Source organism: Vibrio penaeicida, assembly GCF_019977755.1.
Lineage (GTDB): Bacteria > Pseudomonadota > Gammaproteobacteria > Enterobacterales > Vibrionaceae > Vibrio > Vibrio penaeicida.
The window spans coordinates 1,609,076-1,630,783 of record NZ_AP025144.1; the positions used below are offsets into that span (position 1 = coordinate 1,609,076).

At 44.0% G+C, this 21,708-nt stretch carries 27 protein-coding genes; 19 read left to right on the plus strand and 8 right to left on the minus strand.

Annotated features, from left to right (window positions below):
- Nucleotides 1-22: 22 nt before the first annotated feature.
- Together LDO37_RS30335 and LDO37_RS07480 are read right to left on the minus strand one after the other, a co-directional pair.
- Complete coding sequence (locus LDO37_RS30335) at nucleotides 23-214, minus strand: deoxyribodipyrimidine photo-lyase (RefSeq protein ID WP_126608637.1); 192 nt, start codon at nucleotides 212-214, stop codon at nucleotides 23-25.
- 71 nt (nucleotides 215-285) lie between these two features.
- Nucleotides 286-462 (minus strand): DUF6435 family protein, encoded by a 177-nt coding sequence (locus LDO37_RS07480; protein WP_126608638.1) that lies wholly within the window; start codon nucleotides 460-462, stop codon nucleotides 286-288.
- Between the two features lie 179 nt (nucleotides 463-641).
- Here LDO37_RS07480 and hchA point away from each other — a divergent pair, with 179 nt between their 5' ends.
- Complete coding sequence (gene hchA, locus LDO37_RS07485) at nucleotides 642-1,493, plus strand: glyoxalase III HchA (RefSeq protein ID WP_126606290.1); 852 nt, start codon at nucleotides 642-644, stop codon at nucleotides 1,491-1,493.
- Nucleotides 1,494-1,703: 210 nt separating this feature from the next.
- Here hchA and LDO37_RS07490 read toward each other — a convergent pair whose 3' ends face one another.
- The 5 genes from LDO37_RS07490 to LDO37_RS07510 all read right to left on the minus strand — a co-directional run bounded on the left by LDO37_RS07490 (nucleotide 1,704) and on the right by LDO37_RS07510 (nucleotide 6,045).
- On the minus strand, nucleotides 1,704-3,317 hold the full coding sequence (locus tag LDO37_RS07490) for a bifunctional sugar phosphate isomerase/epimerase/4-hydroxyphenylpyruvate dioxygenase family protein (protein WP_224056057.1): 1,614 nt from the start codon (nucleotides 3,315-3,317) through the stop codon (nucleotides 1,704-1,706).
- Nucleotides 3,284-3,604, minus strand: coding sequence for a sugar phosphate isomerase/epimerase family protein (locus LDO37_RS07495; RefSeq protein ID WP_224056058.1), 321 nt, complete (start codon nucleotides 3,602-3,604; stop codon nucleotides 3,284-3,286). Before LDO37_RS07495 ends, LDO37_RS07490 begins: the two co-directional genes overlap by 34 nt.
- Nucleotides 3,605-3,609: 5 nt before the next feature.
- Nucleotides 3,610-4,062: a type II 3-dehydroquinate dehydratase gene (gene aroQ, locus LDO37_RS07500; protein WP_126606289.1), complete on the minus strand. Its 453-nt coding sequence runs from the start codon at nucleotides 4,060-4,062 to the stop codon at nucleotides 3,610-3,612.
- Complete coding sequence (locus LDO37_RS07505; protein WP_126606288.1) at nucleotides 4,062-5,180, minus strand: Gfo/Idh/MocA family protein; 1,119 nt, start codon at nucleotides 5,178-5,180, stop codon at nucleotides 4,062-4,064. Before LDO37_RS07505 ends, aroQ begins: the two co-directional genes overlap by 1 nt.
- A 229-nt stretch (nucleotides 5,181-5,409) precedes the next feature.
- Nucleotides 5,410-6,045 (minus strand): GntR family transcriptional regulator, encoded by a 636-nt coding sequence (locus LDO37_RS07510; RefSeq protein ID WP_126606287.1) that lies wholly within the window; start codon nucleotides 6,043-6,045, stop codon nucleotides 5,410-5,412.
- A 315-nt stretch (nucleotides 6,046-6,360) separates the two neighbouring features.
- Between LDO37_RS07510 and LDO37_RS07515 the strand changes: the two genes are divergently transcribed.
- From LDO37_RS07515 to LDO37_RS07525, 3 genes are read left to right on the plus strand one after another with little or no spacing between them, the layout of a single operon-like run.
- On the plus strand, nucleotides 6,361-7,359 hold the full coding sequence (locus LDO37_RS07515; RefSeq protein ID WP_126606286.1) for a sialic acid TRAP transporter substrate-binding protein SiaP: 999 nt from the start codon (nucleotides 6,361-6,363) through the stop codon (nucleotides 7,357-7,359).
- Between the two features lie 12 nt (nucleotides 7,360-7,371).
- A complete protein-coding gene (locus tag LDO37_RS07520; protein WP_126606285.1) occupies nucleotides 7,372-7,863 on the plus strand; it encodes a TRAP transporter small permease in 492 nt (163 codons plus the stop codon).
- A 2-nt stretch (nucleotides 7,864-7,865) separates the two neighbouring features.
- Nucleotides 7,866-9,161 (plus strand): TRAP transporter large permease, encoded by a 1,296-nt coding sequence (locus tag LDO37_RS07525; protein ID WP_101113667.1) that lies wholly within the window; start codon nucleotides 7,866-7,868, stop codon nucleotides 9,159-9,161.
- A gap of 29 nt (nucleotides 9,162-9,190) precedes the next feature.
- Here LDO37_RS07525 and LDO37_RS07530 read toward each other — a convergent pair whose 3' ends face one another.
- Nucleotides 9,191-10,087 carry a helix-turn-helix domain-containing protein gene (locus tag LDO37_RS07530; RefSeq protein WP_126606284.1) on the minus strand — a complete coding sequence of 299 codons (897 nt, stop codon included), beginning with the start codon at nucleotides 10,085-10,087 and terminating at the stop codon, nucleotides 9,191-9,193.
- A 155-nt stretch (nucleotides 10,088-10,242) separates the two neighbouring features.
- On the opposite strand from LDO37_RS07530, the gene LDO37_RS07535 reads away from it, so the two are divergent.
- The 15 genes from LDO37_RS07535 (at nucleotide 10,243) to LDO37_RS07605 (ending at nucleotide 21,702) form a co-directional block, all read left to right on the plus strand.
- Nucleotides 10,243-11,286 carry a 4-oxalomesaconate tautomerase gene (locus tag LDO37_RS07535; RefSeq protein WP_317982732.1) on the plus strand — a complete coding sequence of 348 codons (1,044 nt, stop codon included), beginning with the start codon at nucleotides 10,243-10,245 and terminating at the stop codon, nucleotides 11,284-11,286.
- An 86-nt stretch (nucleotides 11,287-11,372) separates the two neighbouring features.
- On the plus strand, nucleotides 11,373-12,245 hold the full coding sequence (locus LDO37_RS07540) for an amidohydrolase family protein (protein WP_126606282.1): 873 nt from the start codon (nucleotides 11,373-11,375) through the stop codon (nucleotides 12,243-12,245).
- Nucleotides 12,246-12,249: 4 nt separating this feature from the next.
- Entirely contained in the window at nucleotides 12,250-12,957 is a 708-nt protein-coding gene (locus tag LDO37_RS07545) for a 4-carboxy-4-hydroxy-2-oxoadipate aldolase/oxaloacetate decarboxylase (protein WP_126606281.1), read from the plus strand.
- Entirely contained in the window at nucleotides 12,954-14,003 is a 1,050-nt protein-coding gene (locus tag LDO37_RS07550; protein WP_126606280.1) for an amidohydrolase family protein, read from the plus strand. The genes LDO37_RS07545 and LDO37_RS07550 overlap by 4 nt, the downstream gene beginning before the upstream one ends.
- Entirely contained in the window at nucleotides 14,000-14,407 is a 408-nt protein-coding gene (gene ligA, locus LDO37_RS07555; protein ID WP_126606279.1) for a protocatechuate 4,5-dioxygenase subunit alpha, read from the plus strand. Before LDO37_RS07550 ends, ligA begins: the two co-directional genes overlap by 4 nt.
- Entirely contained in the window at nucleotides 14,400-15,266 is an 867-nt protein-coding gene (locus LDO37_RS07560) for a class III extradiol dioxygenase subunit beta (protein WP_126606278.1), read from the plus strand. Before ligA ends, LDO37_RS07560 begins: the two co-directional genes overlap by 8 nt.
- Nucleotide 15,267: 1 nt before the next feature.
- Entirely contained in the window at nucleotides 15,268-16,221 is a 954-nt protein-coding gene (locus tag LDO37_RS07565; protein WP_126606277.1) for a Gfo/Idh/MocA family oxidoreductase, read from the plus strand.
- Nucleotides 16,222-16,246: 25 nt separating this feature from the next.
- Complete coding sequence (locus LDO37_RS07570; RefSeq protein ID WP_126606276.1) at nucleotides 16,247-17,263, plus strand: aldo/keto reductase; 1,017 nt, start codon at nucleotides 16,247-16,249, stop codon at nucleotides 17,261-17,263.
- A gap of 226 nt (nucleotides 17,264-17,489) precedes the next feature.
- Nucleotides 17,490-17,894 (plus strand): GNAT family N-acetyltransferase, encoded by a 405-nt coding sequence (locus LDO37_RS07575; RefSeq protein WP_224055437.1) that lies wholly within the window; start codon nucleotides 17,490-17,492, stop codon nucleotides 17,892-17,894.
- Between the two features lie 63 nt (nucleotides 17,895-17,957).
- A complete protein-coding gene (locus LDO37_RS07580) occupies nucleotides 17,958-18,416 on the plus strand; it encodes a GNAT family N-acetyltransferase (RefSeq protein ID WP_126606274.1) in 459 nt (152 codons plus the stop codon).
- 240 nt (nucleotides 18,417-18,656) lie between these two features.
- A complete protein-coding gene (locus LDO37_RS07585; protein WP_126606273.1) occupies nucleotides 18,657-19,019 on the plus strand; it encodes a VOC family protein in 363 nt (120 codons plus the stop codon).
- A gap of 338 nt (nucleotides 19,020-19,357) precedes the next feature.
- Nucleotides 19,358-20,158, plus strand: a complete 801-nt coding sequence (locus LDO37_RS07590; RefSeq protein ID WP_126606272.1) for an N-formylglutamate amidohydrolase — start codon at nucleotides 19,358-19,360, stop codon at nucleotides 20,156-20,158.
- Complete coding sequence (locus tag LDO37_RS07595; protein WP_126606271.1) at nucleotides 20,155-20,784, plus strand: DUF2268 domain-containing putative Zn-dependent protease; 630 nt, start codon at nucleotides 20,155-20,157, stop codon at nucleotides 20,782-20,784. Before LDO37_RS07590 ends, LDO37_RS07595 begins: the two co-directional genes overlap by 4 nt.
- 205 nt (nucleotides 20,785-20,989) lie before the next feature.
- A complete protein-coding gene (locus tag LDO37_RS07600) occupies nucleotides 20,990-21,208 on the plus strand; it encodes a VF530 family protein (protein ID WP_101113680.1) in 219 nt (72 codons plus the stop codon).
- Between the two features lie 17 nt (nucleotides 21,209-21,225).
- Nucleotides 21,226-21,702 (plus strand): GNAT family N-acetyltransferase, encoded by a 477-nt coding sequence (locus LDO37_RS07605; protein WP_126606270.1) that lies wholly within the window; start codon nucleotides 21,226-21,228, stop codon nucleotides 21,700-21,702.
- Nucleotides 21,703-21,708: the final 6 nt, after the last annotated feature.

Below are 21,708 nucleotides of genomic sequence, written 5' to 3' on the forward strand. Positions count from 1 at the left end.
CCACGTTGATCCGCACATCTTTTTAAACATTAAATGACGTTTTCCCAGTCTCTTTGCTATTTTTTCGCGAATTAAATTGTACGTAATTAACCAACTGCTCATCAAAAATGTAGATGAAAGTGATTTGTTCAGAAGTGTGTAGAGCACGTTGTAATAATTCGTTGTCCTGAAGTCTCAAATCATGAGTAAACCAGTAAAGCGTTTTATGTTTCATCAAACTGAAATATCCGTAATAGATTTCAAAATTTTACGTGGTTAAAGGGTGGCTGGAACCTTATCTTGGCGTTAGGTTTTTGAAGGACTCAAACTCTTAATTTCTTGAAAAACTTCTTCTGCCTCAGCTGTTAGTTGCGAGTAAGTTCTAATATCACCGTTTCTTTGAGCGTGCATAGCTTGTTCAAGCAGCATTGAGTGTCTTTTTTTGAGTTTCTTAGCTGGGTTGCTCTTAAAAAAAGAAAACATGAATAACTCCGTTAATGTTTAATTTTTTCTATACGTCCAGCTAAGAGGAATAGTTCACTCTGAGGCTCTCTCAGCAACAAGTCTAAAAAAACAGTCAATCAGATTTTTAAAGCGTGGCTTTGTCGGTTGAATTTACTGGGCTAATATCTAGCTATCAACATAATGAAAGGATGCGAATTGTGTTTAAAAAGTTATTAGGGTTAGCGCCAAAATTAGAATCGGATGGTTCATATTCACCTTCAAAGCTTGCTCTGAAGATCGCAACAGCTGATAAGACCGATTACAAAGAAGTTGAATATAGCCCTGTAGACGGATCAAGGCGAAAAATCTTAGTCTTGGCGACCGAGCAAAAAAATATGGAAATGAAAAACGGGAAGCTTTTTTCGACTGGCAATCACCCTGTTGAAACTCTAGTACCCATGCTGCATCTTAGAAATGCAGGCTATGAGTTTGAGATATCTACGCCTAATGGTAAGCCCGCGATCATAGAAATGTGGGCATTCCCCCACAAAGATGAGCACGTAAATTCTATTTACAGTGAATACAAAGAACAATTGGAAAACCCCATTAGTCTGGCTGAATTGGTCAACAGTGGATTGAACGTTGAAGAATATGCAGCCGTATTTATTCCTGGCGGTCATGGTGCAATGTTGGGGCTTCCAAAAGATAAACGTGTTGGCACTGTTCTAAATTGGGCACACGACAATGATGTTTTTACAATTTCTATTTGTCATGGTCCAGCTGCTTTCTTATCTACTCATATGAATGGTTCTGAGTTTTTATATCAGGGGTATAAAATGGCAGTTTTTCCTGATTCAGTTGATGCTCAAACACCGATGATCGGCTACTTACCGGGTAAGATGCCCTGGGGATTGAGTGAGAAGTTAAAAGGTTTAGGCGTGGAGTTAGCGAATAGTAAAGCTGACAATACAGTTTGTCGTGATCGCTCGTTAATTACAGGAGCAAGCCCATTGGCCGCAGATGCCCTTGGAAGGTTGGCTGTAGAAACGTTGGTTTCAGCACGTACTTAATAAACACTTCTAGCCGACGACGGTCAACACTAGAGGGATAAATCGGTGGTTTGGGCATATTCTCGTTTCCACTCAAAAGATCACTTCGTTTGAATTAGGGAATATCAGAGGTGAAGTTTGCTCTTTTTGGGTGAGATTAACGGCTTATTTGTGAATAAGCCGTTTTATATACACAGCGTGTAAAAGACAAAGAAAGGAATACCTATAGAGTTACAGAGACTCTAGTTCTTTCGCCTGCATGGTCATTCTGATTTGCGAGTTAGGCGCACCAAAACCCCGGTACCCATCTCTTTGAACAATTTCGAAACAGAATCGCCCTTCAAAGAGCTCCGAGTACAGTTGATAGAACACACCGTGCTCGTCTTCATCGTAAAGGATATTAAAGCGCCTCATAAGTGACAATTGTTCCGAAGACAGACCGAATCTCGTGGCGAGATCGTCATAATAGTTATCAGTAACCGGCATCGTTTTTACATTGAGAGACGCTAACTTTTCAGCCATAGCGAAAATATCTCGAGTGCTGAATGCGATATGGTTTACCCCTGTTCCGGCGTACGTATCCAAAATTTTATTAGAGACGGTACGTGAGGCTTGAGAGCTATTGAGTGTGAAGGCAACTCGATTATCCGGTGTTTGCATCGCCTGGCTTTTCACCAACCCGCTCGGGTCTGTCAGGCTGACGCTAGGGGAGCCGACCATGTTAAACATTGCGCGGTACAGCAGAATAGAATGTAACATTTCTTCATAGGGCATGGTGGTGGCGATGTGATCAATTTCCGTTAGATACGCTTGTAGCTCGGCAGGCTCATTCCATTCAAACTCTCGCTCCCAATGAGCGGGTTGGTCAGATTCATCAACCAGATAAATCAAGCTTTCTCCGGGGCCTTGAATGGCTGGTAACCCGTGCGTATCCGAGCCCGTATTACCGTGAACTTGGTAACAGAGCTTATTGGCGCGGTCGAGCAATTTAGGAACGTCGGTACAAGTTAACCCAACAGCACAGACTGAGGCGCCATGTTTTTGGTGATATTGTTGCGCGAAGCTATCAGGTTCAAGGTTCATGACTAGGTTAATACTTCCCTGACGCCATAGTTCTACGTTCTTCTTCTTGTGAGTTCCAGCGTGGTAAAACCCTAGGTTACCGAGCAGTAACGTAAGCGCCTCTCGCTCTTTGATATTAAGGGCGAACTCTATAAATTGGACTTCAGAAGGCGGAAGTGTTTTGGGCAATAATGAACTTGATGGAAGCACATTAGTTCCGGCTACATGATCTTGTCTATTGGCTGGCTTAGATGCCTTAATATCTTCACTTCTATTGTTGGCAAAAACCAAGGAGCGGTATCCATCAATAGCGGTTTTTTCTGGAGAACTTGATCGAAATTGGTCGTTAAAAATTTCGAGAGAAAATGGACCGTCATATCCTGTAGCGTGAAGATTTTTCATAAATTGATCTAGGGGAAGCTCTCCTTGACCGGGGAAGCAGCGAAAATGTCGACTCCAACTCAGGTGGTCCATAGAGAGACGCGGAGCGTCGGCGGCTTGCACTAGGAAAATCTTTTCCCCTGGAATGTTCAGCATAGAATCAATTTCGGTCCCTCTAGAGAAAATATGGAACGTATCTAAACAAACGCCTATTTTCTCGTGATTGGCTCGGCGAACAATTTCCCAAGAGTCTCTGTAGTCAAATACATGCTTACCCCACGCGAGAGCTTCATAGGCGACTCGCTTCTCTCTTTTCTCCGCGATAGATCCTAATTCACTAAAGTCGTCGGCAGCTCTTTGAATTCCACCTAAGGCATGCGGCGAACAACTGCTGCAAACCATAAGAAGATCGGTCCCAGCTCATCCATAATGTCGAATTTTTGATTGGCTCGCTGAAAGATACGATCACGATACGGTGCGGGTAAGCCTTCAAAATCTCTCAATGGTTGATAAGCAACGACGCTCAACCCGTTATCATCAAGCATTGAGCGAATTTCTTTTATTGAACCGTTATGGTTGATCAAGTCGGCTTCAAAAATTTCAATTCCACGAAAACCCGCTTTGGCGCTGGCTTCAATTTTTTGTCTTAATGATCCTGAAAGACAAATCGTCGCAATAGAATAAAGCATCACCATTACCCCCTTGTTTGGTGAATTAACCCTTTGATGGCTAAAGCGTATCCCTGAATGCCAAACCCTACGATGATTCCATTTGCTACAGGGGAAATATAAGAGTGGTTTCTGAAAGCTTCTCGAGCGTGGACATTAGAAATATGGGTTTCAATCGTGGGTACTTGAGTGCCTTTAATAGCATCATGCAATGCTACCGAGGTATGAGTGAAAGCGCCGGGGTTAAAGACAACGCCCAGAATTGAACCGTTCTTTACACCGATGCCCGCCTCATGAAACCAGTCAATAAGCACACCTTCATGATTGCTTTGCATGAATTTGATGGTCACACCATGCTCTTTAGCGGTTTGATGACAAAGTGCCTCTACATCATCTAACGTAGAATTACCGTATTGTTCAGGTTCCCGTTGACCGAGAAGATTAAGGTTAGGGCCATTGATTACGAATATAGAGGACATTATTTTCTTCCTTGAGCAGATTCTAGGTCTTGAAAAGGCGGTGTTTGTATAAACACTTTCTCTCCACTCTTCACCGCCTCAACAATGGCTTCGGTGACACGTAAATTTTGAACACCATCATGGACACTCACCAAAGGTTCAGCTTGGCCTCTAATCACGTTACAAAAGTGGTGGAGCTGAGCTTCCAAGGGATCTTTTCTTTCTAATTCCACATCACTACATTCGAAAGGTTTCCACCAAGATCGATCTTCATCCTTCAAGTAACGTTTTAGCTTGAGGGTGGGAACGGAAAGCGACCCGTGAGTTCCAGCGATGTGGTAACAATCTTCATCGGGGTAGGTAGCGTAAGATTTGTTCTCTTGTGTGGTTTGCTCCCAGCTTCGAGCCGATCCCGCCGTGTCCGAAAGAATAAATGTGCCCAGCGTACCGTTGGAAAAAGAAAATACGATAGCAACGGTGTCTTCAACTTCAAATCCACGGTGTGTATTAGATGCCGTAGCTTGTACTGAAGAAATTTCCCCACATAAATATCGAAGATTGCCTATTTCATGGATCATGTTGATGAGAATAGGACCCCCTCCGATTTTGGTTCGCCAAGTCCCTAGTTCAAAATAATCGTCGGGCTTGTAAAAAAGAGCACTGCCTGTCACGGCAACAGTCGCCCCCAACGAACCAGAATCTATGAGCTCTTTCGCTTTACGCATAATAGGGCTATGCATACGGTGGTGACCGACAAGCAGGGGGGTAGAGTAATCTTGAGCAATGCGATACAAGCGTTCTCCCTCTGAAAGAGAGTGAGCCACCGGCTTTTCGATGATGGCAGGTATCCCCGCTTCTAAGCAGGCGATAGCTTGTTCTACATGAAGGTGATTTGGCGTAGCCAGAATAACACCATCAAGTTTTTTAGAACGTTCGGAGGAATTGGAATCCGAGTCACTGAACATTGTCTCAAGCTCACTGTACCAAGGGACACCGAGATTTTTTGCAAGCTCTCGCCCGTCATCGGTCGGGTCAACAATCGCAAACAAAGCGTAATTCGAATTGTCAGATGTTAATAACTTAATATGACTCTTTCCAATGAGCCCGGCTCCGACAACAGCAATATTAATTTTTTCCATGGGCAAACAGGCCATCCTTGTATTGGCAATTTCTTTAGATGAGCGAAACCCTCACGTAGAGTGATACATTTTATTAGAGGGTAGGTTGGTTCTTTTCAGGAATAGTCAAAGAACCAATCTTGAATTTGAAGGGGAAGAACGATCGTCCTACTTAGGGTTGCTCACCCCCTTCGGTATTATTAATGCTTTCATGACTCTGTATTTGGCGTTAGTCCCCGTTTTGAACGTGTTATTCGGACGCTTTTAAGCGATTAACAAAACCAAATAAGTGCGACTCAATGGCTTCTTGGCATGCGTTGAAATCTCTTTTGAGCGCTGCTTCCATGATGGATTCATGCTCATCGACAATGTCGGTACCTCGGAAACCATTGGTCTTTAATTCAACAACCACAAATTGACGGAATTGGTCATAAATCTGCTTGTGGTAGTGGATATGTAACTCAGATCCGCAAGCCGCAATCAATGCCGCATGAAATTCGTAATCGCATTGATGCCACATTCCAAAATGTTCTTCGATATCTTCTCGCATCTTTCGTTCGACGTGCAAAAGCTTATGGTGAGCGGCAACCAGATTGCTTTCCCACTCCATTCCACCATTAGAGAAAGACTGTTTTGCCCCATCGCTTTCAAGCAAGACTCTAAGGCGCGTCAACTCGTTCATTCGCTCGTTCGAAGCGCTGGCAATACTGAACCCCTTTTGGCCTTCTGCCTCAACAAGCCCCTCGCTTGATAGCCTTGCTAAGCTTTCTCTTAACACGTTCACACCACTGTTATAACGGCCTTTCAACGTATCCATTTTAAGTTTGCTACCGGGCTCGAAAGCACCCATCAAAATATCGTTACGCAAGGTTTCATAAAGATTCATTCGGTTTCCTATCAAAGCGCGCTATTGCTATCTACTATTTTTACAGTAACACACGATTAAGATCGATTTTTGGGGTGACTGCTTATATTTATGAGTTTTTCATTTATCGATGTCAAATCATTTTTGTCACCTATTTTTAAAAATGAGTGATGTTTTAACAAATAATCTACAAAATTAACATTAAGGGTTGTGCGAGGTGAAAAAATCGTGCAATTATTGATCAGAGATTAAGGCGTTAATGTGTGTAAACCTGTTAATGCCCACTTTGAGGCCGACCATTTGGTTTGGTCTTTTTACACAAAGGAGTGTGTCATAATGAAAATGAACAATGTTGCAAGCCAGTTTAAAAAAGCCTTTACGACAGTTGCGATGACTGTTGCGTTGTCCGCAACCAGCATTGCAAATGCGTCTGATGTTAAATTGCGCTTATCGGCGACGAGCTCAGAAACGGATCAACGTGCTGTGGCTTTGTTAGAGAAGTTTGGTCCTGGAGTTTCTGATTTTGCGACGTTTGAACCGCATTGGAATGCCTCATTGTTTAAACAAGGCACAGAGTTAGAAGCGATTGCCCGAGGAAACTTGGACATGACCATCACGTCGGCGCAAGAACTGGCTGAGTTTATTCCTGAGTTTTCTATCTTTTCTGCGGGTTACATGCACAGAGATGCCGCTCACCAAGTGGCGGTATTCAATGCTGACTTCATGGATGAATTCAAAGAGAAAGTGGAAGACGTACTAAACGTTAAGCTCTTGACGGTTATGTACATGGGTCGACGTCAATTGAATCTGCGAACTGATGTTGAAATCCAAACGCCAGAAGACCTGAAAGGGGTGAAACTGCGTATGCCGGGATCCGATGCGTGGCAATTTTTAGGCAAAGCATTGGGTGCCAACCCAACGCCTATGTCGTTTACTGAAGTTTATACCGCGCTTCAAACGGGAGCAGTTGACGGTCAGGACAATCCGTTACCAACCACGAAAGACGCTAAATTCTATGAAGTGACAAAGCAAATCGTACTAACCAGTCACCTAGTGGATCTGAACTACCTAGCCATTTCCAATAAAGTGTTCAATAAATTCTCGAAAGAGGAGCAAGCGAAACTGCTAATGGCAGCAGAAGCCACTGCAGAGTTTGGACGTCAAAAGCAATTGCAGTTGGAAAATGAATTGGCAGACTTTTTCCGAGATCAGGGTTTGAAAGTGTACACGCCTAATGTGGATGCGTTTCGTAAACAAGTTCAAAGTACTTACTTAAACTCCGACTTTTCAAAAACTTGGCCTGAAGGTCTTCTTGAAAAGATCAACGCACTATAAAGCTTTGAATTTATGACTATCTGGAATTGGCTGAAAAAAGCAGCCGATGGCATCGCGGTTACAATGTTAGCCGCTATGTTCATCATATTTTGCGCTCAGATATTTTCGCGATATGCGTTGAACGAACCATTAGGGTGGTCAGAAGAACTCTGTCTCACTCTTTGGCTGTGGCTCATTTTTTGGACAGGGGCATTTTGTCTAAAAAGCAGCGACCACATTCGTTTCGATATTTTGTATCTCAGCGCCCCAAAAAAAATACAAAGAGCGATGTTCTTTTTGGCCGCTCTTGGGATCATTGTAGGGTTTGGAATCAGCCTAGCACCTACTTGGGATTACATTACTTTTTATAAGATTAAAAAGAGCGCCATTTTGAAAATTAGATTGGATTACGTGTTTAGTATTTATGGCGTATTCCTAGCCGTGATAATTATTCGATACTCTTGGGCGATATATACGCTAATAAACCCCGAGCGCAAAGAAGAACAAGAGAAAAGTAGGTTGTAATCATGAGTATCTCGTTGAGCTTATGCCTAGTAACGGTTTTGTTACTGGCCGCTTTTGGCGCCCCTGTATCTTATTCCATGCTGATTGGCGCTATCGTTTATCTTTTTATTAGTGGGCAAGACCTCGCTTTAGCGGGCGAGCAAATTATTCAAGGTTTTTACAGTAGCTACATCTTGTTGGCTGTTCCGCTATTTATTTGTGCTGCGAATATCATGAATGCAGGCAGTATTTCAGACCGACTGCTTCAATTTTGTGTCGCCATTGTTGGGCATTTCAGAGGGGGGCTTGGTCACGTTAATATTGTGTCTAGCCTTATCTTTTCTGGTATGTCAGGTTCAGCGGTTGCAGATGCTGCCGGCATAGGGCGCGTAATCATCAATATGATGACCAAAGACGGGCGTTACCCGCCGAGTTACGCTGCGGCGATTACGGCTGCTTCGGCGACTATCGGACCCATCATTCCTCCATCTATTCCCATGGTCATTTATGCCTTGGTATCAGATACCTCTATTGGTTTCCTATTTATCGCGGGTTTGGTACCGGGTCTGATGATGGGGGTAGCGCTTATGATCATGAATACCGTTCAAGCGAAGCGTTTGAATATTCCGATGGAGCCCAAAACCCCGACTAAGGATTTACCCAAGATCACTTGGCGAGCATTGCCGACTTTGATGATGCCAGCGATTCTGTTATACGGCATTTATGGGGGTGTTACCACGCCCACGGAAGCAGCCGCTGTTGCAGCTGCTTATGCACTAATATTGGCTGCTGTCGTGTACAGATCGATAAGTTTTAAAGAGCTTTACCACGCAATTAAAGAGAGTGCTTATTCTTCTGCGTCGGTGGGGTTGGTCATAGGGTCGGCATTGATTTTTAACTATATTATTGCCACTGAAAACGTACCGACTCAGATTGCTGGTGTGATTTCAGCATTGGATTTATCTCCAATTGCATTCTTGTTGTTGGTTAATCTCATCTACTTGTTACTGGGGTTCTTATTGGATGCCACGACCGTCATATTGGTGATTGTTCCTCTGTTTATTCCTGCATGCCGTGAATTAGGAATCGATCTCGTTCACTTTGGGGTTGTGACGATAGTAAATTTGATGATTGGTTTAATTACGCCTCCTTATGGGATATTGCTGTTTGTGATTAACGGCACAACCGACATCCCATTAGCCGGCATTATTAGACAAGTCGTCCCTTTTATTATTATGTTGTTAGGCGCATTGTCCGTAATGATTTTCTTCCCGGACTTAATTCTATTTTTACCGCGTCTATTCGGTTACCAAGGATGACTATTTTGAGGTCACTTGGGCATAAGCATTTATTCGGTAATGTCTCTCTGCTCTCGCGCTTTTTTCTGAAATTGTTTTGGTGGCAGTCCACTGACTCGACGGAAAAAGCGCGAGAAGTAACCGGGATCTTCAAAGCCGAGTTTATAGCCGATCTCTTTCGCAGAAAGCTGAGTGTAGATAAGTTGTCTTTTGGCTTCGGTGATAAGGCGTTCGTGAATCAATTGCAACGCATGTTGATCGGCGAATCGTTGACATAATCGATTGAGTCTGCCGGCGCTTAAACCAAGTTCATCTGCGTACTGGCTAACACTCCAATGCTCTAAATAATGTTCGTCTACCAGTGCCATAAATGCCTCGTAAGCAACGATTTTAGAATCGAGACCCACGTCAGAAATTTGGTTGGGTTTGAGAGAACGATGTATCAATAACAGCAATATTTTTAGATAGCCTCCAATCATGGATTCTTGGGCTGCATCCGACGAATGATATTCCTTGATTAATTGCTGAGTGAGATACATCGCTTCTTTTGAATGCTGGCTACCAGGCTCCAGTTGAACCACTAATGATTCGCGGAACAACTGAGGAAAGAGTTCCCGTTCTTTTTCATTGAATAACTGCATGAGGAAGGGTTGAGAAATCGTGACAATGTAACCTTCGACGTTAGGTTGGTGCACAAACCCATGTACTTCTTTGGGGGGGATCGATAACAGACAGTGCTCTTCTCTTTCTACTGACAAGTCCCTGACTTGGGCCAGCATTTTGCCTTTTTCTAAAATCAGCAACTGATGCAAATTGTCATGGCGGTGAGGGTGAATTTCCCAATTATGTTTCGGCAAAGACTGCTCCAGCCTCGCGATATCAAAATAGGCTAAAGCGTTAGAGGGGACGGCTTCACCGTAAAGAAAATAGTGGGGGATATCGGACATGGTGCCTCTGTGAAGAAATTGTTGGTTAAATGGTCAAAACGTTACAAATGTACAATAAATTGTGAAAAAGTTGAATTTATTCCTGATGTGATGGCGATTAATCTAAATACTCATTCAGAGTACAAGGTAGAAATAGAGTGCACGGGATCCCTTATATGCAGATACGTGGTGGCAGTTCGAAAGGGCTGTATTTTCTTGCCAAAGATCTGCCCGAAAATGAACAAGAACGAGACCAACTCTTACTCGATATTGTGGGTCGAGATCACCGCCAAATCGATGGGCTTGGCGGCGCGCACCCACTGACTAGTAAGGTTGCGATTGTTTGTTTGTCGGATGATCCGCTCGCAGATGTCGACTACCTCTTTGCTCAGGTTGTGTTGGGAGAAAACCGAGTAGATACGTCCCCCAATTGCGGAAATATATTGTCTGGTGTTGGGGCATTTGCTCTCGAAAGCGGATTGATTAGCGCAGCGGAAGAAACAACGACGGTTCGCGTAAAAATGCTCAACAGCCACCATTACTGCGACCTTATTTTGGAGACGCCGAACGCCACCTTGACCTACCAAGGGGACACCAAAATCGATGGCGTTCCAGGAACGGCTTCTCCAGTTATGTGCCAGTACAAAGATGTGGCTGGTTCGGTGTGTGGCGTGCTTCTCCCAACGGGAAATACCGTCGATGTGTTTAATGGCGTGCCCACAACGTGCATTGACAATGGAATGCCAGTGGTGGTCATTCAAGCAAAAGATGTCGGGTGTACAGGTTATGAAAGTGTGGAGGCTTTGAATCAGGATTCAGAGTTGAAATCAAAACTCGAAGCCATTCGTCTACTGGCCGGCAAAGCAATGAACCTTGGGGATGTCACAAACAAAGTAGTACCCAAAATGAGCTTAGTCTCAAAGCCGATTTCGGGTGGGCACATTCACACGAGGACCTTTATCCCTCATACGTGCCACACCGCCATTGGCGTATTGGGGGCGGTATCTGTCGCCACGGCATGCATGCTGACGTCTTCGGTTGCTCAACCTGTGACACCGCTCAGTTTGTCTCAATCTGTTAATACCATTTCGGTTGAGCACCCGACAGGAGAATTCTCAGTCGAACTGAGCTCCGATGAAGATGGCCACATCAATCAAGTAGGTTTAGTTCGGACTGCAAGGGTGTTGAGCAAAGGCATTGCTTATCCAGCACCATATTGAGAAGGACCAAAGGGAATCAAATGGATAATTGGAAAAGAACGCATTGGCGTGAGAAGGAAATCTTGGCATGAAAAGGAGAATTGAGCATGAATAAACCCAGTTGTATGGCACCAGACAACAATACACGTGTGCCGAGGTTTAAAGCGCCTCCTAAATCGTGCGATGCCCATTGCCATGTATTTGGTCCACATGATGTTTTTCCCTATGCGATGACATCAACGTATTGGCCACCCGATGCCGACAAGCATGCCCTTAAACGGGTTCATGACACTCTGGGAGTGGAACGAGCCGTGCTGGTTCAAGCAAGTTGTCACGGAACAGATAACCGAGCCATGTTGGATGCCATTAAAAGCAGTAACGGCGCCTATCGAGGAGTTTGCATTGCGGACGACACCTTTTCTGAAAATGATTTCCAAGACTTACATGACGGCGGAGTTCGAGGCGTGCGGTTTAACTTTGTTCGGCACTTAGGTGGCGCTCCAGATTTAGCAAAGATGCAAACTGTCCTAGATAGGGTTAAGCCACTTGGCTGGCATTTGGTGATTCATGTTAATGCGGAAGACATGATCCAATACGAATCTATTTTCAATCAGATAGACATGGAAATTGTTGTTGACCACATGGGGCGAGTGCCAACCAGTGGAGGAGTAGGGCAGAAGGCGTATCAAATTTTGCTGGATTTCATGCAGCGAGATAATTGGTGGGTAAAGGTGTGTGGTTCAGAAAGAATTGCAGTTTCTCCTCCTTTTTACGATGCCATTCCGTATGCCCAAGGCTTAGTGGAGTTAGCACCTGACCGCATTCTTTGGGGAACGGATTACCCGCACCCAAACATCAAAAAACACATGCCTAATGACGCCGATTTATTGGATTTAGTGCCACTGATCGCGAGAGATGAAGCCACTCAAAAGAAAATCTTAGTGGATAACCCCGCGCGACTCTACGGATTTGAGGATTGAAACGATGACCCATTTAATACAAGGCGTCGCAGTAAGAAATATCAACAGAGCGAATAGAAAAACTATTGAAGCGTTAGGGCAGTGCGGAGCAGCAACAGTCCATGAAGCGCAGGAACGTATCGGGCACCTCAGTTCGGAATTAAGGCCCATATACAGAGGTGCAAGGATTTCAGGCAGTGCAGTAACCATTTTGGCTCAACCCGGTGACAATTGGATGGTTCATGTTGCGATAGAGCTCTGTGAACCGGGTGATATTTTGGTGATCGGTACGACGTCGTCTTCCGGTGATGGCTACTTTGGCGATTTATTAGCGACCTCGGCGCAAGCTAGAGGAGTGAAGGGGTTGATTATCGATGCTGGTGTACGCGATGTGCGAGACCTTGAAGAAATGGATTTTCCAGTTTGGTCAAGGGCGGTATCGATTAAAGGAACGGTCAAAAATACTCTCGGTTCGGTCAACGTTCCGATTGTGTGCGGTGGTCAAATGGTGATGCCCGGTGATGTGGTGGTCGCTGATGACGATGGGGTTTGTGTCGTTCCTCAACAGTTGGCAGAAACCACGTTAGAAGCCGCTCAACAGCGTGAGGCAAATGAAGAAGAAAAACGTCAAAAATTGGCGAGCGGCGTACTGGGTTTGGATATGTATAACATGCGTCCCAAATTGGAAGCGGCTGGATTCCGATACTTAGATTCATTGGAGGATCTGAAATGAATGAAAATGCGTTAGTGATTGATTGCCATGGGCATTACACCACGGCACCGAGTGAGCTCGGCGATTACCGAGAGCAGCAGAAAAAAGAGCTCGCGGAAGATCCTCTTTTTGAGCATGTAAAAGGCATAGTAGAAATCAGTGATGATCAAATACGCGAAAGCTTAGAAGGGGCGCAGCTAAAGCTTCAAACTGAACGCGGTTCCCACGTTACGATATTCTCGCCTCGTGCTAGCTGGATGGGGCACCACATTGGGAACCAGACGACCAGTAAATATTGGAGTGAGCATTGTAACGATCTGATTTATCGGATTACGCAGCTCTATCCCAAGAACTTTATTGGTGCAGCGCAATTGCCGCAATCGCCGAATTCCGATTTAAAAGCCAGTGCAGCAGAGCTGGAACGCTGCGTAACTGAATTGGGGTTTGTAGGCTGTAACTTAAGCCCAGATCCTTCGGGAGGGCATTGGACCGCTCCGCCGCTGGATGACCGCTATTACTACCCAATCTACGAGAAAATGTCCGAGTTGGGTGTGCCTGCCATGATCCATGTGAGTGGTTGTTGTCACCCATGCTTCCATACAACAGGCTCGCATTACTTGGGCGCAGATACGGTGGCTTTTGAACAGTTGATGAAATCAAAAACACTGTTTAAAGATTTCCCCGATTTGAAATTTATTATTCCCCATGGGGGAGGCGCCGTTCCCTACCATTGGGGACGTTTCAGAGGCCTGTCCGATATGCTTGGGCTTCAACCATTAGAGGAGTTCATCAAAGATAATATTTACTTTGATACGTGTGTCTACCATCAGGAAGGCATCGACTTACTCAATAAGGTGGTACCAATAGAAAACATACTGTTTGCTTCAGAAATGTTGGGCGCGGTCAGAGGTATTGATCCTAAGACGGGTCACTATTTTGATGATACGAAGCGCTACATTGACGGCTCAAATTTATCGCAAGAAAACAAACAAAAAATATTGTCCGGGAATGTTCGGCAGGTTTTTTCTCGACTGGACAATCGATTAAAAGAGGTGGGTTTGTTATGAGAGACGAACGTGATTACGACGATATTCCGGGTACTTATGTATTTGATGGTGAACAATCGCGAAAAGGCTACCATTTGAACATGTTTTGTATGTCTTTGAACAAGCAAGAAAATCGCGATGAATTTGAAAAGGATGAGCAAGCTTACGTCAATAAATACGCTTTGACGGAAGAACAAAAGCAAGCCGTACTGAATCGAGAATGGCTACAAATGCTGAAGTTAGGTGGCAACATTTATTACACCTTTAAACTGGCCATTTTCGATGGGCTGACCATGCAACATGCCGGTGCCGCGATGTCGGGAACCGAGATGACGGTCGAAGAGTTTAGGCAAATGATGCTAGACGGCGGACGCTCAATAAAGGGGAACCGCAGTAAAAAAGAACAGGGGAATCAAAATGGCTAAAGTTATTGCAGGGGTAGGTACTTCTCATATCCCATTGGTCGGCGCCACAATGGACAACAACACCATGACTGGCGACTATTGGCAGCCCTTTGTTGAAGGTATTCAACCGGCTCGCGAATGGATGGAACAAGTAAAGCCAGATGTGTGCATTATCGTCTATAACGATCACGCGTCCGCGTTCTCTCTAGAGTCTATCTCTACCTTCTCTATTGGGGTCGCGCCCGAGTTTCAACCTGCCGACGAAGGGTACGGACCCCGTAAGGTACCAGCGTGTAAGGGAAACTCTGAATTAGCGTGGCACATCGCCGAGTCTTTGATCTTCGACGAATTCGACATGACTATTGTTAACGAAATGCCAGTAGACCACGGTTTGACGGTTCCTTTGTCCATCATGTACGGAAAACCCGAGTCGTGGCCGTGCCAGGTCATTCCTTTGGCTGTGAATGTTGTGCAGTACCCTCAACCAACGGGCAACCGTTGCTACAACTTAGGCAAAGCAATCCGAAAAGCGGTGGAATCTTTCCCTAAAGATCTGAACGTTGTGGTGTTTGGTACGGGGGGGTTGTCACACCAATTGCAAGGAGAGCGTGCAGGGTTAATTAATGTTGATTACGACATCAATTGGTTAAACCAATTTGTGAACGATCCTGAATCTATTAAGGACACTCCGCATACTGAGTATATTCGAGAGACTGGCTCTGAAGGCATAGAAGCCATTATGTGGCTGGTGATGCGTGGTGCCCTGCAATCTAATGTAGATGAAGTTCACCGATTTACTCATGCCCCGATATCAAACACACACTATGCCATGACGCTGTTAGAAAATACCGCTGAGCGCGTAACAAAAAAAGGACGTTAGAATGAAAATTTGTCTAGTTGGAGAAGGCGCGTTTGGTCATAAACACCTCGATGCTATAAAAAACATAGACGATGTTGAAGTCGTAAGTATTGCTGGTGGCGTACAAGAAAGTACTGAATTAACAGCAAAAAAATACGGAATTGCGCATTGGACACTGGATCTGGAAGAGGCACTCGCGCAACCGGGTGTAGAAGCGGCCATCATTACTTCGCCAACACCAATTCACGCTAAGCAAGCTTTGCAAGTAATGAAAGCGGGCAAGCACGTGATGATAGAAATCCCGATGGCGGATTCATTGGTGGATGCGGAATCCATCTGCCAAATGCAAAACGAGACAGGTTTGATCGCGATGGCAGGGCATACACGCCGATTTAATCCTAGCCACCAATACGTCCACAACAAAATCAAACAGGGTGAAATGAGCATTCAGCAAATGGATGTACAAACCTACTTTTTCCGTAGGAAAAATTTGAATGCGTTGGGGCAACCAAGAAGTTGGACAGATCACTTATTGTGGCACCATGCCTGCCATACTGTGGATCTATTTGCTTATCAAACGGGTGAAGAAATCGTTCAAGTTCAAGCGATGGAAGGACCAAAACACCCAGAGTTGGGTATTGCGATGGACATGAGCATTGGGCTAAAAACAGAATCTGGCGCGATTTGTACACTGTCGCTTTCGTTCAATAATGACGGTCCTCTTGGCACGTTCTTTCGTTATATTTGTGATAATGGCACTTACATCGCACGTTACGACGATCTTGTTGATGGCAAAGAAAACCCGATCGACGTTTCAAATGTCGATGTATCAATGAATGGCATCGAATTGCAAGACAGGGAGTTCTTTGCGGCAATTCGTGAAAAAAGAGAGCCCAATGCCAGCGTTCATCAAGCTTTGTCTGCGATGAAGGTACTTGATCAAATTGAAAAAGTATTGAATCTCTCGAATAAATAAACAGTAATACCAATCAAGGATGAGTATGGAAACGCGACGTATAGGATCATTGAATGTGTCACCTATTGGGTTAGGGTGCATGAGCATGTCTATGGGATATGGTCCTGCAGACGACGCGACCTCGGCGAAGTTATTGAATCGAGCCCTTGATGTGGGGTATCGATTTTTGGATACCGCTTCGATGTATGGCGGAGGTCACAACGAATCTTTGATTGGAGAAACACTCAGGTCGCGACGCGATGAATATGTGCTGGCGAGTAAATGTGGGTTTGTTAAAGACCATCAAGGCAAAGCCATTATTGACGGACGTCCTGACACGTTAAAGGCGCAATGTGAAGCCAGCCTGAAACGGTTGAAAACGGATGTTATCGATCTTTATTACCTTCATCGCTTGGATCCCACTGTGCCCATCGAAGAAAGCGTTGGTGCTTTAGGCGATTTGGTTCGTGAAGGGAAAATCCGAGAAATAGGGTTGTCTGAAATATCCAGTAATACGTTAAGTCGAGCTCATAAGGAGTACGCTGTTGCAGCGGTTCAATCTGAATACTCGTTATGGTCTCGCACTCCAGAGTTTCGCTTGTTGCAAACCTGCACCGATTTAGGTGTTACGTTCGTTCCTTTTTCTCCCTTGGGGCGTCAATTCTTCACAGGTAAGGCTTTGGATGTCACCCAATTGCCCGACAATGATATTCGGTGTACAAACGCCAGACCGCGTTTTGAACCGCTTGCTTTTCAACAAAATAAGCAGCTGTTGGTCCCTTTTAAAAAGCTTGCGGAGCAACTTGGGTGCTCTATGGCACAGTTGTCGTTAGCATGGCTGACGAATCAAGCCGATTCGAACGGCAATAAAACGTTAGTTCCCATTCCGGGCACTAAAACTATTGAATATATGGAAGAAAATATTGGTGCTTCCGATTTGGTATTGGATAAACAAACGCTCGTTATGTTGGATCAAATGATCAACGAACAGGTCGTAGTTGGTCAACGTTATACAGATGCGATCATGTCTTCGACAGATTCAGAAAATGACCGAGCGTTATGACCAGTTAGGGATTTGAGTAGCACTTTTAGCTTGTATTGAGTTTTGTGTTTGAGGTGGTTTACAGCATACGACAATTTTCTGTGTAGGCTTTTTAGAGTGTCGGCTTGGGACAAGTAACATTTATGTTTGAATGGATTCGCTAGCATCTTATCCCGAGTTCAAGTTAAATAACTCAATGCCTCTTATTTAGGCGTTGTATAAGTATGGAGAGACAACTGCATTGGAAGTGAAATTTAGAGGCTTTACTGAGTCTGACGGTGATGTATTAGAACGCATTCTTATTGAAAATGGTCAATTTGACTACCCAGAAGTTGAGGGAAAAAACTCAATGAGAAGGGTATCTCAGTGTGATGGTGCAGTTTTTTTAGTCGCTGAAATCGAAGGGGTTGTCTGCGGATTTGCAAAAGGATTTTATGACGGCTCTAGAGCTCAAATTCAACTGGTCTCCGTTTCTCAAAATTTTAAAAAAAGAGGCATAGGAACAAAGTTGGTTGATGCTGTAGTTGAAAAGTTTCGAGCAAGAGGAGCTTTAACTGTTTCGGTTATCAATTTGGAAAGCACTACCGAGTATTGGGCTCAACTTGGCTTTGAAAAGTTACCGGTACACGTTATGTTGAAACAGACATCGTGATTGCTCAAGACTTGCTGCGAAAGTTTGTTGTATAGGGTTGATTTGGATAAGAAGGTTACAAGGGTGTATGCGAGAAAAGCAACGGTTGATGAACTAGAACTAATCTACATGATGGGATTCGACATATGGGGCGATGGAGCTTCTATGGCAGACTATCTCGATAGTTGTCGACTCAGCAAAAAGTACCAATCAGGTACTTGGTACGTGTTTATATTGCATGGTAATCCCGTTTCTTCCCTACTCGTGTATTCAAATCATTTTGGGCTAAAAGAGGGTTGCTTTGGTATAGGCTCAGTGGCCACCTCTCCTAAATTTCGGCGACAAGGTCACGGTACAAAACTCGTCAGTTTGGTGAAGGAGAATCTGTTAAGTGTTCACCATGCCAAAGCAATTTATCTTCATAGCGATATCGATCGTGGATATTATGCCAAGCTCGGTTTTACGAGCGTTCAAGGTACAGATTGTATGTGTATTTCTAACGACCCATCTTATTGTGAAGGTCCAATACCTTCGTACTTTTAACAATTAACCATTGCATTACCCGTTAATATTGGGTGCTGTCTTTTGCTCTCCAATATACCGATTCTTTACATTGAATTTGGCTTCCAAATCATCAGGTTCATATCGATCTCCACCTCGATGTTTGTAGTGGAAGAGAAAACATCAACACACGCTCTAGTAAGGTTCCTAAACCACTACTGACACCCTCTGTCAGGGAATCAGTTCACTATCGGTTTTCAAACTAGTGGAGAGTATCAAGCTATGAAAATGAACTATTTCGTTGTAGGAACCAATAATATTGAAGCTGCGAACACATTCTATGATTCGCTATTCGAAAATACAGGGCTAAGCCAAGTATTGGCGACAGATCGAATGACCTACTGGCAAGATGAAAACCAAGACTTTGCGTTTGCAGTGGCTATCCCTTTTGATAAAGAAACAGCCACTAATGGAAACGGAACAATGGTTGGTTTTAGCGTTGGATCCACCAATGAAGTAAAAAGGCTCTATGAAAAAGCCATTGAATTAGGTGGTACTTGTGAAGGGGAGCCAAACCAGCGTGGTCCTCGCTTTTCTGCGTATGTTAGGGATCTCGATAAGAATAAACTGGTTTTTTCTGACTAGATCGACAGGCTCCAAAAATTCAAATCTGACTTACCGATGCTTTATATAGCTGACTGGGTGATTTGCCCAATCGCAACAGTATTTCAGAGCTTCTGCGCTAATTCAGCGCAGAAGCTTTGTGTTTTCTGAACTTAGATATAAATCGCTCTTTCTTAGTTCTTCGATGTGCTTCTCAAAATTTCTATGAATCTTTCTGATGTGATTAGCTGTGTATACAGAGTGTGAGTATGATTGCCGCCATTAAATACCTATGAGTTTGAGGTGGCTGGTTTCTCCGTGTCTCCTCTCATCTCAATACAACCAAGTTATTCGATGGATGACCATCAAGGAGTGAATAATTGCATTGGCTGAAAGTAAAGAAAGATCCGTCGTCACCTTATATATTTAGCTTTCCTCACAGCGGTGTCGAGCTGTGTGAAGAAGCACTCAACAATTTATCTGACTTAGGTCGACGCTCTCTACCCAATATGGATTGGCACTTGAATGAGCTTTATGATTTTCTCTATGAATATAACGTAAACATCATTTCCACGAGCATGAGTCGATATGTGGTCGACCTAAATAGAGAGCTAAAAAAAGATTCGTTTGGCGAGTTTAAACAAGCCATTGTTTACGAGCGAAATACTTGGGGGGAGGAGATCTACCGAGTAAAACCTTCTACCTCTGAAGTTTCTAAGAGAATCGAATCCTTTTATCTTCCTTATCATTCCGCACTTGATGAACTGATAAAAAGCGCTATACAGCGATTCGGCGTTGCCTACCTAATTGACTTACACAGTTTTATGGGGCCTTTAAGCTGTGATATTTGCTTAGGCAATGTTCATGGAAAAAGCTCTTCACCGGAATTTTTAGAGAAACTAAACACCTCATTTGAACGTAATGGCTTTGAAACCGAGTTAAACAATGTATTCACTGGAGGGTATATCACTGCAAAATACTGCAATAACCCAAATGTTGAAGCCATTCAAATTGAGCTGCGTTACACCAACTATTTACCGAGCGAAGGGTGGGAGAGCAAAACAGCTCCCGAGATCAACCAAGCCATTTTCGACAAAGCAAAATCAAGGCTTAAACAAGTCTTTTTGGATTCAAATTTGATTTGCGAAAGTCAAAGCAAAGTGAAAGGGAGTGTTAGGTGAAACTAACGATTTTAAATGCATCGGGAAAGCTTGATGGTCTGGATACAGAATTAGAACGCTACTTTCACCTTGCGTCTAAACCATTATGCAAATATTTCGATTTGGATGATGTCGACGTTACGCTAAGCCCCTATGAAAAAGGGGAAGCACCGAATTCAGGTATTGGTGGATGGGCGATCAATCGTTATCGTATCGAAATCATGTTGGATACCGACAGAGATGACGTCAAAAGCATCATTGCGAAAGAGTTTGGGGCAGTTCTGGCACACGAAGTAAACCATATAGAACGTATGAAGTTGGGGCTTCCTGGAGATACGTTAGCTGAAAACTTGGTTTACGAGGGGTTAGCGTGTCACTTCGAACAAAGGTTTAATGGTGGTGTGATTCCATCACTGTTTACTGGCATGGAAGACGTATGTTGGCGTAATCTACTTGAAGAAATGGAGCCTAATCTGGCTAGCAAAGACTTTAATTTTGCGGAATATTTCTTTGGTACCGATAACGGAAGATTTCCTAAATACGCTGGGTATTGGGTTGGTTTCAACTTAATTACGCAATACATAGAAGAGCACGGTGCCACCGAAGAAATCGCACTGAGTTTGCCCGCGGATGCTTTTTTTCCTTAATGACGCTCTCGTTCGCTCGTTCGATTGCTTGGGAGGCGAAACAAAGCTTCGAAGGCGAAACAAAAGCTCCGTGAGTTAAATAAAAACTTGGAGCGTTAAACAAAAGCTTCGAGCGCTGAATAAAACGCGTGGGTAGCCACTCAATGCCTGATATGATGCGTTCTTTGTGCCATTTCAGACTGCATGTAGATAGGAATAACGCTCCATGACTCAATCTCAACCAAATAACCCACTTCACGGACTCACGTTAGAAAAAATACTCACGCGGCTTGTTGAGCACTACGGCTGGGATGGGTTATATAACGAGATTAATGTGAACTGCTTTTACAATGACCCATCGATAAAGTCGTCACTCAAATTTCTAAGAAAGACCCAATGGGCCCGCGACAAAGTCGAGTCTCTTTATATCCAAACATTCAATTAAATTGAAGGAGCAACGGAGTGCGGATAAGGAAAGCCACAGTAGAAGATGCCAGCCTCTTACTTGATTTGATTAAGGAAAAAGCAGAATTTGATCGCCAAATGAAAGGATTCTCTGGTGAAGTTACGACAACCGTAAACAAAATCGAATCAACACTATTTGGTCCTCAACCTTTTGCTCATGCCATTTTGCTTGAGGTAGATAATCGTGTGCAGGGTTTTGCTTTGTACCATTACCGGTATTCGTCATTTAGCGGCACACCTTCTGTTTGGCTTGATGATTTATTGGTTGTAGGAGAGCATCGGTCTAAAGGATATGGTCGTCATATTCTGAAAACTCTATTTGAAATTGCCGAAGAGCATTCCGTTTCTCATATTTCGTGGACGGCAAGCCCGTTGAATAAACGTGCTCATCAATTTTATGTAGGGTTGGGTGCCACCATTGAGCGATGGGAAGGGGAGAGACCTTATTTCCATTGGCTTATAAATACAAAGTAATGGGTT

Coding starts and splice junctions, on each gene's coding strand:
- LDO37_RS30335 (WP_126608637.1), bottom strand. CDS start 214: ATGAAACATAAAACGCTTTACTGGTTTACTCATGATTTGAGACTTCAG.
- LDO37_RS07480 (WP_126608638.1), bottom strand. CDS start 462: ATGTTTTCTTTTTTTAAGAGCAACCCAGCTAAGAAACTCAAAAAAAGA.
- LDO37_RS07490 (WP_224056057.1), bottom strand. CDS start 3,317: ATGGTTTGCAGCAGTTGTTCGCCGCATGCCTTAGGTGGAATTCAAAGA.
- LDO37_RS07495 (WP_224056058.1), bottom strand. CDS start 3,604: ATGCTTTATTCTATTGCGACGATTTGTCTTTCAGGATCATTAAGACAA.
- aroQ (WP_126606289.1), bottom strand. CDS start 4,062: ATGTCCTCTATATTCGTAATCAATGGCCCTAACCTTAATCTTCTCGGT.
- LDO37_RS07505 (WP_126606288.1), bottom strand. CDS start 5,180: ATGGAAAAAATTAATATTGCTGTTGTCGGAGCCGGGCTCATTGGAAAG.
- LDO37_RS07510 (WP_126606287.1), bottom strand. CDS start 6,045: ATGAATCTTTATGAAACCTTGCGTAACGATATTTTGATGGGTGCTTTC.
- LDO37_RS07515 (WP_126606286.1), top strand. CDS start 6,361: ATGAAAATGAACAATGTTGCAAGCCAGTTTAAAAAAGCCTTTACGACA.
- LDO37_RS07520 (WP_126606285.1), top strand. CDS start 7,372: ATGACTATCTGGAATTGGCTGAAAAAAGCAGCCGATGGCATCGCGGTT.
- LDO37_RS07525 (WP_101113667.1), top strand. CDS start 7,866: ATGAGTATCTCGTTGAGCTTATGCCTAGTAACGGTTTTGTTACTGGCC.
- LDO37_RS07530 (WP_126606284.1), bottom strand. CDS start 10,087: ATGTCCGATATCCCCCACTATTTTCTTTACGGTGAAGCCGTCCCCTCT.
- LDO37_RS07535 (WP_317982732.1), top strand. CDS start 10,243: ATGCAGATACGTGGTGGCAGTTCGAAAGGGCTGTATTTTCTTGCCAAA.
- LDO37_RS07540 (WP_126606282.1), top strand. CDS start 11,373: ATGAATAAACCCAGTTGTATGGCACCAGACAACAATACACGTGTGCCG.
- LDO37_RS07545 (WP_126606281.1), top strand. CDS start 12,250: ATGACCCATTTAATACAAGGCGTCGCAGTAAGAAATATCAACAGAGCG.
- LDO37_RS07550 (WP_126606280.1), top strand. CDS start 12,954: ATGAATGAAAATGCGTTAGTGATTGATTGCCATGGGCATTACACCACG.
- ligA (WP_126606279.1), top strand. CDS start 14,000: ATGAGAGACGAACGTGATTACGACGATATTCCGGGTACTTATGTATTT.
- LDO37_RS07560 (WP_126606278.1), top strand. CDS start 14,400: ATGGCTAAAGTTATTGCAGGGGTAGGTACTTCTCATATCCCATTGGTC.
- LDO37_RS07565 (WP_126606277.1), top strand. CDS start 15,268: ATGAAAATTTGTCTAGTTGGAGAAGGCGCGTTTGGTCATAAACACCTC.
- LDO37_RS07570 (WP_126606276.1), top strand. CDS start 16,247: ATGGAAACGCGACGTATAGGATCATTGAATGTGTCACCTATTGGGTTA.
- LDO37_RS07585 (WP_126606273.1), top strand. CDS start 18,657: ATGAAAATGAACTATTTCGTTGTAGGAACCAATAATATTGAAGCTGCG.
- LDO37_RS07600 (WP_101113680.1), top strand. CDS start 20,990: ATGACTCAATCTCAACCAAATAACCCACTTCACGGACTCACGTTAGAA.